The organism is Pseudoduganella buxea, assembly GCF_009720835.1.
Classification (GTDB): domain Bacteria; phylum Pseudomonadota; class Gammaproteobacteria; order Burkholderiales; family Burkholderiaceae_D; genus Rugamonas; species Rugamonas buxea.
The window spans coordinates 81,819-95,494 of the sequence record NZ_WNKZ01000003.1 but is presented as its reverse complement, the minus strand read 5'-3'; the positions used below and the strand labels follow the sequence as shown (position 1 = coordinate 95,494).

The 13,676-nt window shown below is 66.1% G+C and carries 12 protein-coding genes; 7 read left to right on the top strand and 5 right to left on the bottom strand.

From position 1 onward, the window contains the following. Positions 1-179: 179 nt before the first annotated feature. Genes argJ through GM672_RS02100 form a run of 3 tightly spaced genes read left to right on the top strand, consistent with a single transcriptional unit; the run spans position 180 to position 2,694 of the window. Positions 180-1,415 (top strand): bifunctional glutamate N-acetyltransferase/amino-acid acetyltransferase ArgJ, encoded by a 1,236-nt coding sequence (argJ, locus tag GM672_RS02110; RefSeq protein WP_155468934.1) that lies wholly within the window; start codon positions 180-182, stop codon positions 1,413-1,415. Beyond that, positions 1,415-2,290, top strand: coding sequence for an ATP-binding protein (locus GM672_RS02105; protein WP_155468878.1), 876 nt, complete (start codon positions 1,415-1,417; stop codon positions 2,288-2,290). Before argJ ends, GM672_RS02105 begins: the two co-directional genes overlap by 1 nt. Continuing rightward, the gene (locus tag GM672_RS02100) at positions 2,287-2,694 is read left to right on the top strand and encodes an NUDIX domain-containing protein (protein WP_155468877.1); all 408 of its coding nucleotides are present in this window, start codon (positions 2,287-2,289) and stop codon (positions 2,692-2,694) included. The genes GM672_RS02105 and GM672_RS02100 overlap by 4 nt, the downstream gene beginning before the upstream one ends. Positions 2,695-2,733: 39 nt before the next feature. On the opposite strand, the gene yacG is transcribed toward GM672_RS02100, so the two are convergent. The 4 genes from yacG to GM672_RS02080 form a co-directional block, all read right to left on the bottom strand. After that, complete coding sequence (gene yacG, locus GM672_RS02095; RefSeq protein ID WP_155468876.1) at positions 2,734-2,922, bottom strand: DNA gyrase inhibitor YacG; 189 nt, start codon at positions 2,920-2,922, stop codon at positions 2,734-2,736. A 39-nt stretch (positions 2,923-2,961) separates the two neighbouring features. Next, positions 2,962-3,717: a cell division protein ZapD gene (zapD, locus tag GM672_RS02090; RefSeq protein WP_155468875.1), complete on the bottom strand. Its 756-nt coding sequence runs from the start codon at positions 3,715-3,717 to the stop codon at positions 2,962-2,964. Between the two features lie 183 nt (positions 3,718-3,900). Continuing rightward, a complete protein-coding gene (gene coaE / locus GM672_RS02085; RefSeq protein WP_155468874.1) occupies positions 3,901-4,530 on the bottom strand; it encodes a dephospho-CoA kinase in 630 nt (209 codons plus the stop codon). Further along, positions 4,527-5,402: a prepilin peptidase gene (locus GM672_RS02080; RefSeq protein WP_155468873.1), complete on the bottom strand. Its 876-nt coding sequence runs from the start codon at positions 5,400-5,402 to the stop codon at positions 4,527-4,529. The genes coaE and GM672_RS02080 overlap by 4 nt, the downstream gene beginning before the upstream one ends. A 131-nt stretch (positions 5,403-5,533) precedes the next feature. Between GM672_RS02080 and GM672_RS02075 the strand changes: the two genes are divergently transcribed. The 4 genes from GM672_RS02075 (at position 5,534) to GM672_RS02060 (ending at position 12,474) form a co-directional block, all read left to right on the top strand. Then, a complete protein-coding gene (locus GM672_RS02075) occupies positions 5,534-6,604 on the top strand; it encodes a LacI family DNA-binding transcriptional regulator (RefSeq protein ID WP_155468872.1) in 1,071 nt (356 codons plus the stop codon). A 180-nt stretch (positions 6,605-6,784) separates the two neighbouring features. Next, positions 6,785-9,070 (top strand): TonB-dependent receptor domain-containing protein, encoded by a 2,286-nt coding sequence (locus tag GM672_RS02070; RefSeq protein WP_155468871.1) that lies wholly within the window; start codon positions 6,785-6,787, stop codon positions 9,068-9,070. 84 nt (positions 9,071-9,154) lie between these two features. Next, positions 9,155-10,993 carry an alpha-amylase family glycosyl hydrolase gene (locus GM672_RS02065; protein WP_155468870.1) on the top strand — a complete coding sequence of 613 codons (1,839 nt, stop codon included), beginning with the start codon at positions 9,155-9,157 and terminating at the stop codon, positions 10,991-10,993. 149 nt (positions 10,994-11,142) lie between these two features. Continuing rightward, complete coding sequence (locus GM672_RS02060; RefSeq protein WP_188915896.1) at positions 11,143-12,474, top strand: MFS transporter; 1,332 nt, start codon at positions 11,143-11,145, stop codon at positions 12,472-12,474. Here the strand turns inward: GM672_RS02060 and GM672_RS02055 are convergent. Next, a complete protein-coding gene (locus tag GM672_RS02055) occupies positions 12,452-13,666 on the bottom strand; it encodes a type II secretion system F family protein (protein ID WP_155468869.1) in 1,215 nt (404 codons plus the stop codon). The genes GM672_RS02060 and GM672_RS02055 overlap by 23 nt on opposite strands. Between the last annotated feature and the right edge of the window lie 10 nt (positions 13,667-13,676).

Sequence of the window (13,676 nt, the reverse complement as noted above, 5' to 3'; positions counted from 1 at the left end):
AAAATGTTCTGTCGCATTTTGTGAACTATTCGCTGTAAAAATGTGAGCACTTCGACACAGTTGCCTCGTCTTTACTGGCCACAATGGCATCGCGCCGACGGCCCTTGCCGCCGAATGCCGCCTGCTTTCCACAGCGATTACAATAGCGCTTCGATTAACCAGATCAAATGAATAACACCATGGCCGTCAACTCTCCCATTCCTGTCGCCGCCGACCTGAAGCCCGTCGCCGGTATCGAAATCGGCTATGCCCAGGCCGGTATCAAGAAGCCGAACCGCAAGGACGTGCTGGTGATGCGGCTGGCCGAGGGCGCCACCGTGGCGGGCGTCTTCACCCTGAACCGCTTCTGCGCGGCGCCGGTGCAGATCTCGAAGGAAAACCTGGCGGCGGCCAAGGCCGGCGGCAAGCCGGTGCGGGCGCTGCTGATCAACACGGGTAACGCGAACGCGGGCACGGGCGAGAGCGGCCTGGCCAATGCCCGCGCCACCTGCGCGGCGCTGGCAAGCGAGCTGGGGCTGGACGCCCAGCAGATCCTGCCGTTCTCCACCGGCGTCATCCTGGAGCCGCTGCCCGTCGAGAAGATCAAGGCAGGCCTGCCTGCCGCCGTGCAGAACCTGCAGGCGGACAACTGGTTCAACGCGGCCGAAGCCATCATGACCACCGACACGCAGCCGAAGGCAGGCTCGCGCACCGTGACGATCGCCGGCCACACCGTTACCCTGACGGGCATCAGCAAGGGCGCCGGCATGATCAAGCCGAACATGGCGACGATGCTGGGCTATCTGGCCTTCGACGCGAAAGTGGCCCAGCCCGTGCTGGAGCAGCTCGTCAAGGAAGCGGCCGACCAGTCGTTCAACTGCATCACCATCGATGGCGACACGTCCACCAACGATTCGTTCATGCTGATCGCCACCGGCGCCGGCACCCTGGAAGTGAACTCGGTCGACTCGGCCGAATACCGCGAGCTGGCCGCCGCCGTGACGGAACTGTCCGTGTTCCTGGCCCAGGCCATCATCCGCGACGGCGAAGGCGCCACCAAGTTCATCACCATCCGTGTGGAAGAGGGCGAATCGGTGGAAGAGTGCCGCAAGATCGCCTACTCGATCGGCCACTCGCCGCTGGTCAAGACGGCCTTCTTCGCCTCCGACCCGAACCTGGGCCGCATCCTGGCCGCGATCGGCTACGCCGGCGTGGAGCTGGACGTGTCGAAGATCGACATGTGGCTGGACGACGTGTGGGTGGCGAAGGCAGGCGGACGCAATCCCGACTACAAGGAAGAAGACGGCCAGCGCGTCATGAAGCAGAGCGAGATCACGGTGCGCGTCAAGCTGGCGCGCGGCAGCGCCGCCGCCGTCGTCTACACCTGCGACCTGTCGCACGACTACGTGTCGATCAACGCCGACTACCGCTCCTGATGGCGTCGCTGGAAATGTTCCTGGCCCGCGCCGAGCGGGTGCTCGCCCGGGTCGAAGCGCTGCTGCCGCCGGCGGTGGCGGCGCCGCACTGGGATGCCGCGACGGCCTTCCGCTGGCGCAAGCGGCACGGCGTGGCAGGCAGCACGGGCTGGCTGCAGCCGGTGGCGCATGCCTCGCGCATCGCGCTGGACGACCTGCACAATGTGGGCAGCCAGAAGGCCCAGATCGAGCAGAACACCTTGCAGTTCGTCACGGGCCGGCCGGCCAACAATGTGCTGTTGACGGGCGCACGCGGCACGGGCAAGTCCTCGCTGATCAAGGCCTGCCTGAACCGCTTCGCCGCCCAGGGCCTGCGCCTGATCGAAGTGGACAAGGCCGATCTGGCCGACCTGCCGGACATCATCGATCTGGTGGCCGGACGGCCGGAGAAGTTCGTCGTGTTCTGCGACGATTTGTCGTTCGAGGAAGGCGAGAGCGGCTACAAGGCGCTGAAGGTGGCGCTGGACGGGTCCATCACGGCGCAGTCGGACAACGTGCTGATCTACGCCACGTCGAACCGCCGCCACCTGATGCCCGAGCGCATGTCGGACAATGCCAGCTACCGCCACGACGAGGACGGCGACCTGCACCCGGGCGAGACGGTGGAGGAGAAAATCTCGCTGTCCGAGCGCTTCGGCCTGTGGCTGTCGTTCTACCCGTTCAAGCAGGACGACTACCTGGACATCGTGGCGCACTGGCTGGCGTCGTTCGGCTGCACGCCGGAACAGATCACGGACGCCCGTGGCGACGCGCTGCGCTGGGCGCTGCAACGGGGCTCGCGTTCCGGCCGCGTGGCCTGGCAGTTCGCCCGCGACTACGCCGGCAAGCTGCCATGAGCGGCGCGCAGGCAAGCGCACCGGCGCGGCCCGTGGATGTCGCCGTCGGCATCCTGATGAAGCCGAACGGCGACGTGCTGCTGGGCCAGCGCCCGGCCGGCAAGCCCTATGCGGGCTACTGGGAATTCCCCGGAGGCAAAGTCGATCCGGGCGAAACCATCCTGGAGGCGCTGAAGCGCGAGTTCATGGAGGAACTGGGCATCGAAGTGCTGTCGGCCGACGAGTGGTGCGGCGTCGAGCACGTGTACGAACACGCCCACGTGCGCCTGCATTTCTTCATCAGCCGCGAGTGGCGCGGCGAACCGCAAAGCCTGGAAAACCAGGCTTTTGCCTGGCAGGGCGTGGTCAGCGTCGAACCGCTGCTGCCGGCCACCATCCCGCTGCTGGAGTGGATACACCGCTGACACGCAGCCGCATCCGGATTGGAAGTCAGGGCGCTTGCGCTATTTCGGCTCGTCGTCCAGCGGGTCGAGCGGGTCGGCAGGGGCGGCGCCGGGAATGGCGTATTTCTCCTCGGCCCAGGCGCCCAGGTCGATTTGCTTGCAACGTTCGGAACAGAAGGGGCGGAACTTGTTTTTCTCCGTCCACTCCACTTTCTTGCCGCAGGTAGGACAGTCAACGACGGTAGGCATGATTCAACTGATAAGAGACAGGATTAAAAGGCGGGCAGGTCAAAAGGCGCACAGGGTCAGCTCGAACGGCACGTCCGCTTCCAGCGGCTTCGGTTTCAGGTCGCCGCCCTGGGTGGTGAAACGCACCCACAGCATGTACTTGTTGGCCGAGATTTCCGGGATGGCGCCGAGCGTGTCGTCCACCGTCAGCCGCAGCATCTGGTAGACCTTACCTTGCAGCATCTGCTGGTAGCTGCCCGTGTTGGCGATCATTTTCTTCGGCGCGCCGGAATCGCGCAGCAGGCGCAGCACGAGGGCCAGCGCCTCGAACAGGGGCGACAGGGGTGCGAACCACGTCATGATGTCGCCGAAGCGCTGCTCGGCCGGACGCTGCTGCCACGCATAGTAGGACGGCAGGTCGAAGTCGCAGGCGCCGCCGGGGATGATGGTGCGGCCCCGGATGCTCATCAGCCACTCGTTGTCGCGCACGTTCTGGCCCGTCTTGCCCTGGCTGGCGATCAGCGCGGCGGATACGCCGTCGACCTCGTTCAGCACGGCGTCCAGCATGTCCGTCTGCACGTTCGGATTCGAGCGGTAGCCCAGCAGGGTCTGGCGCTGGCGCTCCAGTTCCTGCAGCAGGTCGGACTTCAGGTCGGCGCGGCCGGCCACCTCGAGCATGTCGAAGATGGTGGACAGCGCCACGTGGTGTTGCATCGGGTGCTCGTGGTGCACAAAGAACTTGAATTTTTCGTACAGGTCTTCCAGCCGCAACAACGTGCGTATGCGCTCGTTGAAAGGATATTCATAGACGATCAAAGTGAATCCCTCTGTTGGTGGACCGGTGGGGCCGAACTCGAAAACGGCGGGGAACTCGGAAACGGCACCAGCGACGCAGCATGCGGCACAACGGACAGGCAAGGAAGCCCAGTTCAGCTTTCCCGAGAACCCTGAAAGAATTCTCGTGATTCTGAACCATGAGAAGCAAAAATACAAACGTTGTTAATTGTTTCTCGCGGCCGCGGCGGCCATTTCGCCGTAAAGGGCATGCAAACGGTCGACCTGCGGTGCAAGCCGGGCCAGGTCGCCGCCGTTGTCGATGACGTCGTCGGCCGCCGCCAGGCGGACCTGGCGCGGCACCTGGGCCGCCATGATGGCCTGGACCTGCTCTGCCGGCAGGCCGTTGCGGGCCATGACGCGGGCCAGTTGTACATCCTCCGGGCAATCGACCACGAGCACACGGTCCAGCCGGTCGCGCCACGTGCCCGACTCGACCAGCAGGGGAATGTCGAAGATGACGTAGGGCGCTGTGCCCAGCAGGCTGGCGGCATAGACGGCATCGCGGATCATCGGGTGCAGGATGGCTTCCAGCCGGGCCTTGGCGGCCGGGTCGGAAAACACCAGCGCGCGCATCCTGCTCCGGTCCAGCGCGCCGGCCGCGTCGGCGAAACGCGGACCGAACGCGGCCAGCACGGCCGGCATCGCGGCGCCGCCGGCCACCGTCAGGTTGCGGGCGATCTGGTCGGTGTCGACGATGTCGACGCCCCGTTCGGCGAACAGGCGCGCCACGACGCTCTTGCCGCTGCCGATGCCGCCCGTCAGGCCGACGGTGAAGCGGGGACGGCCGCTCATGCGCCGCCCAGCAAGGTGGTGGTGAAGCCGGCGATGGGGCCGCCGAACAGCAGCGCGATCATGCCGGCGGCCGCCAGGTAAGGCCCGAACGGGATCGGGTTGCCGCGCCCCCGCCTGGCGAACACGATCAGGCCGATGCCCACCAGCGCGCCGACGATGGAGGACAGCAGGATAATGGTCGGCAGCATGGTCCAGCCCAGCCACGCGCCCAGCGCGGCCAGCAGCTTGAAGTCGCCGTAGCCCATGCCTTCCTTGCCAGTGGCCAGCTTGAACAGCCAGTAGACGGTCCACAGCACCAGGTAGCCGGCGGCCGCGCCGATGACGGCATCGGCAAGCGGCACGAAGGTGCCGTTGATGTTGACCAGCAGGCCGGCCCACAGCAGCGGATAGGTCAGGTCGTCCGGCAGCAGCTGGGTATCGGCGTCGATAAAGGTCAGCGCGATCAGCAGGAAGGCGAACAGCAGGGTGGCCAGGCCCATCAGGCCACTGCCGAACTGCCAGACCAGCAATGCCGACAGCAGGCCCGTGAAGGCTTCCACGACGGGGTAGCGGGCCGAGATCTTCGCCTTGCACTGGCTGCACTTGCCGCGCAGCGCCAGCCAGCTGATGACGGGTATGTTTTCCAATGCGGTGATGTGGTGGCCGCAGTGGGGGCAGGCCGAGCGGGGCAGCACCAGGTCGAAGCGCGCCGTGTGCGGCAGCGGCTGGCCCGATTCGGCGGCCACATAGTTATCCGACTCGCGCTTCATCATTTCCGGAATGCGGTAGATGACGACATTGAGGAAGCTGCCCACCAGCAGGCCGAAGATACCGGCGAGGATGGCGGCGGGGAGGGTGTTGGGCGGGGCGAAGAGGTAGAGGTCTTGGAGCATGGTTGTCGTTTCGTCGGATGGTACCCGGATGAGAGCGAAGCTTACACCACCGCCGCGGCGCCGTGCTTCCGCCCGCAGGCCCGGTGGCATACAATCGGCGCTCTCTTTGTGGGTCATGGCGGAAGAACAGTATGGCGAAAGCGCGACAGGATGGCTCGGACAACGACGCGGCGCAACGGCGCGTGCAAATGGCGGACATCGCGCGGCTGGCCGGCGTGTCGACGGCGACCGTGTCGCGCGCCTTGAATCACAGTCCCCTCGTCAGCGAAGAAACCCGGCGCCGCATCCTCGAACTGGCCGCGTCGCTGAAGTACTCGATCAACATCGGCGCGCAGAACCTGCGCCTGAAGCAGAATCGTACGATCAGCGTGCTGATTCCGTTCGACCGCAAGATCCACCAGAACCTGACGGACCCGTTCCTGCTCGCGATGCTGGGCAGCCTGGCCGACGCCCTCACGGAACAGGGCTTCGACATGCTGTTCTCGCGTATCGCCACGGACGAACTGGGCGCCGCCGCGGCAGCCCCGTTCGATTCGGGCCGTGTCGTCGGCATCATCCTGGTCGGCCAGTGGGGCCGGCACCAGCAGCTCAATGAGCTGGCGGCGCGCAAGGTGCCCATCGTGGTATGGGGTGCCCAACTGCCGCAGCAGCTGTACTGCTGCGTTGGCAGCGACAACGTCAGCGGCGGCATGCTGGCCACGCAGCACCTGCTGGAACAGGGGCGGCGCCGCATTGCCTTCTTCGGTGACATCGAGCTGCCGGAACCGGCCCAGCGCTACCGGGGCTATTGCGCGGCCCTGGAGAAGCACGGCATCGCCGTCGATCCGCGCCTGCAGGTATCGACGCCCTTCCTGCCCATTGGCGGCAGCGCGGCGGTTGAAACCCTGGAGGCACGGGCCATTTCCTATGACGCCGTGTTCGCATGCAGCGACCTGCTGGCGATGACGGCCATCGACAGCCTGCGCGCGCACGGCAAGCGCGTGCCGGATGACGTAGCAGTCGTGGGGTATGACGACATCGACCAGTCGGCATACTTCCATCCCCGCCTCACCACCATCCGCCAGCCCATCGGCGCGGCCGGGCGCGCACTCGTCGCCGCGCTGCTGGCGCTGATCGACGGCACCCCGGCCGCTTCGGTGGAGCTGCCGACGCAGCTGATCGTACGGGCCAGCGCCGGCGAAGAGCGCGCCGCCCCGGCCTGATTCCCGCCTTCCTCGTTACCCGCGGCACCAAGATGTAATCGATTGCATGTTCGCTGACTGTCGTACGAATATTGCCTCAGTTGTAGCGTAAACGTCACAATGCAATCGATTGCATTAATTTCGGAAAGTCGTGATAATCGACGCGCCAACAAGGTATTCAATAAAACAATCGGAGGAGACATGACTTTCCCTTGCACCCGCATGGGGGCGGCGGTATCGCTCGCCCTGCTGCAAATGAGTGGCGCGTTTGCGCAGGAAGCGCCAGCGCAGGGCGCGCCTGCCGACGACGGCCTGCAGTTGAACCGCGTGGTCGTTACCGGCACGGCCGGCGGCACGTCGAAAATGAAATCCAGTGTCTCGGTCAGCACGCTGGAGGCGGACACCATCGCCCAGGCAGTACCCACCAGCGCCGCGGACGTGCTGCGCTCCGTGCCCGGCGTGCGTTCCGAGTCGTCCGGCGGCGAGAGCAACGCCAACATGACCGTGCGCGGCGTGCCCATTTCCGCAGGCGGCTCGCGTTATGTGCAGATGCAGGAAGATGGCCTGCCCCTGCTGCAGTCGGGCGACTTCAATTTCGTCACGCCCGACGCCTACGTTCGCATCGATGGCGGCCTGTCGCACCTGGAAGTGGTACGGGGCGGCTCGGCGTCCACGCTGGCGACGAATGCCCCCGGCGGCATCATCAACTTCATCGGCAAGACGGGCGAGCAGGAAGGCGGCAGCGTCGGCCTGACGCAAGGCCTGGACTACGATTCCACGCGCATCGATGCCGACTATGGCGGCACGGTGGCGCCGAGAACGCGCTTCTTTGTCGGTGGTTTCTATCGCAACGGCGAAGGCGTGCGCAAGACGGGTGTCACGAGCGAGAAGGGTGGCCAGCTGCGCGCCAACATCACGCGCGAATTCGACAATGGCTACGTGCGCCTGTCGTTCAAGCACCTGGACGACCGCACGCCCACGGCGCTGCCCGTGCCCGTGCGCGTCCAGAATGGACACATCTCGACGGTCGACGGCATCGATCCCCGCACCGTCAGCTTCTATTCGCCGAACTGGGTGCCGGACATCTCGCTCGACAAGGATAACCGGCAGGTGGCGCACGACGTCAACGATGGCATGCGTGTGCGCAGCAACGCATTCGGTCTGGAAGCCCAGTTCGAACTGGGCGACGGCTGGACGGTCTCCGAGCGGCTGCGCAAGTCCAATAACAGCGGCCGTTTCATCGGTGTCTTCGCCGGCAACAACGGCGCGGACGGCAACTTCGTGTTCGCCACCGGTCCACGCAGCGGCCAGGCTTATTCCGGACGGGCCTTCGCGGCAGTGGTCTTCAACACGTCGATCGACGATGCCGGTTCGATCGTCAGCGACACCAAGCTGGCCCGTACTTTCCGGCTTGCCGACGGTGCGCGCCTGACCGGCACCGCTGGCCTGTACCTGGCAAACCAGGACCTGGGACTGACGTGGAACTTCAACGAATACCTGATGCAGGCCAGCGGCGACGAACCGGCCCTGCTGCGCACGGCAAGCAGCACGCCCGGCCTGGTCGGTCCGGCCTTCGGTGGCTGCTGCTCGCGTGCCGTCGACATGCGATACAAGTATCGCGCGCCGTACGTCAACCTGGGCTACGAGGTCGGCGCGCTGAACCTGGATGCCAGCGTGCGGCACGACCGCCAGAGCGTCGACGGCAGCGCCAACATCGCCACCGGGGCCACCCGCTATGACCCGGCCACCGTGCAGCGGGTCGACTATGACCTGAGCCATAACTCGTACTCGGCAGGTGCCAACTACCGCGTCTCGAGCGCGCTGGCGGTGTTTGGCCGCGCCAGCGAAGGGATCGCGTTCAACGCGGACCGTATCCTGTTCGGCGCGCCCCTCGACGGCAGCACGCCCGTCAGCATCAACACCGTGCGCCAGCTGGAAGGCGGCGTCAAATGGCGCAGTGGCGGGCTGAGCGCTTTCGTCACGCTGTTCCACGCGAAGACGCGCGAAAGCAATTACGAGGTCACGACGCAGACCAGTACCGCCAACAGCTACGATGCGAAAGGCGTCGAGCTCGAAACCGCCTGGCGCAGCGGCGCATTCCAGGTCAATGGCGGCCTGACCCTGACGGATGCACGCATCAGCGCCACCGCGCCCGGCGGCGAAGCCGTCATCGGCAATACGCCGCGGCGCCAGGCCCGCGCCGTGTACCAGCTCGCTTCCACCTACACGTTCGGGAAGGCCATGGCGGGCGCCAGCCTGGTCGGCACGGGCAAGTCATGGGCGGACGACCAGCACACGATCGTGATGCCGGCCTATCGCACGGTCAGCGCCTTCGTCAACTACAACGTCACGGAGCGCATCCTGGTGGCGCTGTCGGCCAATAATCTGTTCAACGAGACCGGCTACACGGAAGTGGAAGGCGACGGCCACGCCGCCCGCTCCATCAGCGGCCGCTCGATCAAGGTCACCGTCAAGTACGCCTTCTGAGTCGGGCCTTTGGCCGGTGCCGGAGACGGCGCCGGCATTTTTTCACCTGTTTTTACTCTGCTGTCTTTACTCTCCTGGTTCACGATGACCGATTTTCCTTCTCCCGAGCCGCTGCTGGCGGCGCTGCCCCCTGCGCTGCGGACCGACGCGGCGCGCCGCTACGCCGAACACGGCCCGCTGCTGTACAGCCGCCTGGCCGCGCTGTATGGCGAGCGTCCCGATTTCCACGCCTGGTATGGTGAGCTGCTGCGCACCATCGGGGGCCTGCTGGCCGCGCGTCCGGCCGACCTGCTGGCGCTGGATGCGCGCCGGTCCGGCGATTCCCGCTGGTTCCTGCACCAGCAGATGCTGGGCTACAGCGCCTATGCGGCGCGCTTCGGCGGCACCCTGGCCGGCGTCGGGCGGCGCATCGAACACCTGCGCACGCTGGGCGTGAACTACCTGCACCTGCTGCCGTTCCTGCGTGCCCGCGAGGGCGAGAACGATGGCGGCTTCGCCGTGGCCAGTTTCAGCGAGATCGACCCGGCGCTGGGAACGATGGACGACCTGGAGACCCTGTGCGCGCAGTTGCGCGCAGCGGACATCAGCCTGTGCGCGGACTTCGTTCTGAACCACGTGGCCGACGATCACGCCTGGGCACGCGGTGCCATGGCGGGCGACCCGCGGCTGCGCGAGTTCTTCCACGTATTCCCTGACCGCACCATGCCGGATCGCCACGAGCGCGGCCTGGGCCAGGTATTTCCGGAAGCGGCGCCCGGCAATTTCACCTTCGTGCCCGCGCTGCAGGGGTGGGTGTGGACCACGTTCTACCCTTTCCAGTGGGACCTGAATTACGCCAATCCGCATGTGCTGGGCGAGATTGCCGCCGCGCTGCTGCAACTGGCCAACCGGGGCGTCGAAGTGTTCCGCCTGGACTCCACCGCTTTCCTGTGGAAGCGCGAAGGTACCGCCAGCATGAACCAGCCGGAAGCCCATGCGCTGCTGCAGGCATTGCGCGCCATCGCCGCCATCGCGGCACCGGCCGTGCTGTTGAAGGCGGAGGCCATCGTCCCCACGCGCGACCTGCCCGCATACCTGGGCGAGCCGGGCGTGCCCGAATGCCATTTCGCCTACCACAGCACCTTGATGGCCGCCAGCTGGGCCGCGCTGGCCGAGCAGGATGCCGGCCTGCTGCGCGACGTCGTCGCGGGCACGCCCACGCCACCACCGGGCGCGAGCTGGTTGACGTATGTCCGCTGCCACGACGATATCGGCTGGAAGATCCTGGCGGCCGAAGCCGGCGGCGACACGGAGCGCCTGGCAGCCATCGCGCGCTTCTTCAACGGCGCCGGCGGCAGCTTCGCGGCAGGCGTGCCGTTCCAGTCCGGCGCCGCCGCCGCCGTGCACGCAACGAACGGCATGGCTGCCGCGCTGGCCGGCTACGAAACGGCGGCAGGGCCGCTGGCCCGCGAGCTGGCCCTGCGTCGGCTGTTGCTGGTACACGGCGTGGCGTTCGCCTTCGGCGGCATGCCCGTGCTGTACATGGGCGACGAGCTGGGGATGGGCAACGACCATGGCTACCGTGAAGACCCGCAACGGGCGCACGACACACGGTGGGTGCAGCGCCCCGTGTTCGACGAGGCAGTCCTGGCCCAGCGCGACGATCCGGATGCCTGGACCGGCCGGGTATTCACGGCGCTGCGTGCGCTCGTCGAACAACGCCGCCGCTGCCCCTCGCTGGCCGCCGATGTGCCGCGAACGCTGCTGCCGACGCACGATCCGGCCTTGCTGGCCCTGGCACGCGGCGAACGCTTCCTGGCCCTGTTCAACTTCTCCGACCGGTCCTTGACCGTCGCACTGCCGGCACTGGGCGCCGGTACCTGGCCCGGCTATGCTGGCGAAGTCGAGCTGGCGCCGTGGGACATGCGCTGGCTCCACCGCTAGCGCCAGGCAACCCTTACAAGTACAAAGAACATCATGAGACATCACACCCCCAATGACCATCCGTGGCGAAGCACTGGCCGCCTTCGGTGCCACGCCGTGGCTGCCCACCCGGGCCGGCGCCCATGGCCGATCGACTGACGGAGACCTTAATGACGACACCACTGTCCTTCCGCCAGATCGTCAACATGAACGTGGGCTTTTTCGGCATCCAGTTCAGCTTTGGCCTGCAGCAGAGCAGCATGAGCCCCATCTACAAGTACCTGGGGGCGGACGAAGCCACGTTGCCGCTGCTGTGGCTTGCCGGACCGGTCACGGGGCTGCTGGTGCAGCCCATCGTGGGGGCGATGAGCGACCGCACCGTCACCCGCTGGGGGCGGCGCACGCCGTATTTCCTCATCGGCGCCATCCTGTGCAGCCTGGGCCTGCTCGCGATGCCGTTCAGTCCGACGCTGTGGATGGCGGCCAGCCTGCTGTGGATACTCGACGCCGCCAATAACGTGACGATGGAACCGTATCGTGCCTTCGTCACCGACAAGCTGCCGCCGGCCCAGCATTCGCTGGGCTTCCTGACGCAGAGCGCGTTCACGGGCCTGGGCCAGACGCTGGCTTACCTGACGCCGTCCCTGCTGGTGCTCTGCGGGATGGACAAGGACGCCACCAACGGCAGCCACATTCCCCAGGTGGTGGTGGCGGCGTTCCTGATCGGCGCCGTCATGTCGATTACGAGCGTGGTGTGGTCGATCCGCACGACGCCCGAGGCACCGCTCGACGCGGCGCAGCTGGCGCACCTGCGCGGGCAGCGGCCGGGCGTACGCGCCGTGCTGGCCGATATCGTGACGGCCGTGCGCGAAATGCCGGAGACGATGCGCCGGCTCGCCCTCGTCAAGCTGTTCCAGTGGTATGCCATGTTCTGCTATTGGCAGTACATCATGCTGGCCCTGGCGCACACGCTGTACGGCACCACGGACCCGACCAGCCAGGGTTTTCGCGATGCGGGCCTGCTGAACGGGCAGGTGGGGGCGTTCTACAACTTCGTCGCCTTCATCGCCGCGTTCGCGCTGGTGCCGTTCACGCGGCGCTATGGCGCCAAGCGCATGCACAGCGCCTGCGTGGCGGTGGCCGGCGTGAGCATGCTGTGCATTCCGATGATCGATACGCCGGCGCTGCTGTTCCTGCCGATGGTCGGCATCGGCCTCGCGTGGGCCAGCATGATGGGCAATCCCTACGTGATGCTGGCCGGCTGCATTCCGCCCGAGCGCACCGGTGTGTACATGGGGATCTTCAATATGTTCATCGTGATCCCCATGATCATCCAGATCTTCACGCTGCCGCTGTACTACCACGCGGGATTGGGCGGGAATCCGGAAAACGTGATCCGGCTGGCCGGCGTGCTGATGTTGTGCGCGGCCGTGGCGGTGCTGTGGGTGAAGGTCGCGCCGGTGTCCGGCACGACCCGGCTTACACCACCGAACCCAGCTTGAAGATGGGCAGGTACATGGCCACCACCAGGCCGCCGATCAGCACGCCCAGGATGACCATGATGGCCGGCTCCATCAGGCTCGACAGCGAAGCCACGGCTTCGTCCACTTCGTCCTCGTAGAAGTCGGCCACCTTGGCCAGCATGCCGTCCAGCGCGCCCGATTCCTCGCCGATCGACACCATCTGCGTCACCATGTTCGGGAAGACTTCGGCGTTCTGCATCGCCACCGTCAGGCTGGTGCCGGTCGATACCTCGTTCTGGATCTTGCGCGTCGCTTCCAGGTAGACGGCATTGCCGGCCGCGCCGCCGACGGAGTCGAGCGCTTCCACCAGCGGCACGCCGGCGGCGAACATGGTCGACAGGGTACGGGTCCAGCGCGCCACGGTGGCCTTGCGGATCACGTCGCCGAACACGGGAAGGCGCAGCAGCAGGCGGTCCATGGCCTGCTGCATTGCCAGCGACCGGCGCCAGGCCTGGAAGAAGAAGTACAGGCTGGCGAACAGGCCGCCGAAGATGATGTACCAGTAGCCGACGAAGAACTCCGACATCGCCATCACGAACAGGGTCGGTGCCGGCAGGTCGGCGCCGAAGCTGGTGAATACTTCCTTGAAGGCCGGTACCACCCAGATCATGATGACGGCCGTGACGATGAAGGCCACGGCCAGGATGGCCACGGGATAGGTCAGGGCGGATTTGATCTTGGCCTTCATGGCCATGGTCTTTTCCTTGTAGATCGCCAGCCGTGTCAGCAGGTCTTCCAGGATGCCGGCCTGTTCGCCCGCGCCCACCAGGTTGCAGAACAGCGGGTCGAAGTACAGGGGGAACTTGCGGAAGGCCTGGTTCAGGCTCGTGCCCGTTTCGATATCGGCGCGCAGGTCCATGATCAGCTTCGACACGGAGGGATTGGCGTGGCCCTTGCCGACGATGTCGAAGGACTGCAGCAGCGGCACGCCGGCCTTCATCATCGTCGCCAGCTGGCGCGTGAACAGGGTGATGTCCTTGTCCGTCACCTTCTTGCCGGAGCGGTAGACCTTCTTCTTCACCTTCGTCACCATGATGCCCTGGCGCCGCAAGGTCACGTTGACGACGGCCTCGCCGCCGGCGCGCAGTTCGCCGCGCACCGTCTTGCCCGTCTTGTCCTTGCCTTCCCAGGCGAAGACGGACTCCTTGACCCCATTGCCGCTTCGTGCCATGTCGTGTTCC

Coding starts and splice junctions, on each gene's coding strand:
- GM672_RS02065 (WP_155468870.1), top strand. CDS start 9,155: ATGACCGATTTTCCTTCTCCCGAGCCGCTGCTGGCGGCGCTGCCCCCT.
- GM672_RS02100 (WP_155468877.1), top strand. CDS start 2,287: ATGAGCGGCGCGCAGGCAAGCGCACCGGCGCGGCCCGTGGATGTCGCC.
- GM672_RS02055 (WP_155468869.1), bottom strand. CDS start 13,666: ATGGCACGAAGCGGCAATGGGGTCAAGGAGTCCGTCTTCGCCTGGGAA.
- coaE (WP_155468874.1), bottom strand. CDS start 4,530: ATGAGCGGCCGTCCCCGCTTCACCGTCGGCCTGACGGGCGGCATCGGC.
- argJ (WP_155468934.1), top strand. CDS start 180: ATGGCCGTCAACTCTCCCATTCCTGTCGCCGCCGACCTGAAGCCCGTC.
- yacG (WP_155468876.1), bottom strand. CDS start 2,922: ATGCCTACCGTCGTTGACTGTCCTACCTGCGGCAAGAAAGTGGAGTGG.
- GM672_RS02105 (WP_155468878.1), top strand. CDS start 1,415: ATGGCGTCGCTGGAAATGTTCCTGGCCCGCGCCGAGCGGGTGCTCGCC.
- GM672_RS02070 (WP_155468871.1), top strand. CDS start 6,785: ATGACTTTCCCTTGCACCCGCATGGGGGCGGCGGTATCGCTCGCCCTG.
- GM672_RS02060 (WP_188915896.1), top strand. CDS start 11,143: ATGACGACACCACTGTCCTTCCGCCAGATCGTCAACATGAACGTGGGC.
- GM672_RS02080 (WP_155468873.1), bottom strand. CDS start 5,402: ATGCTCCAAGACCTCTACCTCTTCGCCCCGCCCAACACCCTCCCCGCC.
- GM672_RS02075 (WP_155468872.1), top strand. CDS start 5,534: ATGGCGAAAGCGCGACAGGATGGCTCGGACAACGACGCGGCGCAACGG.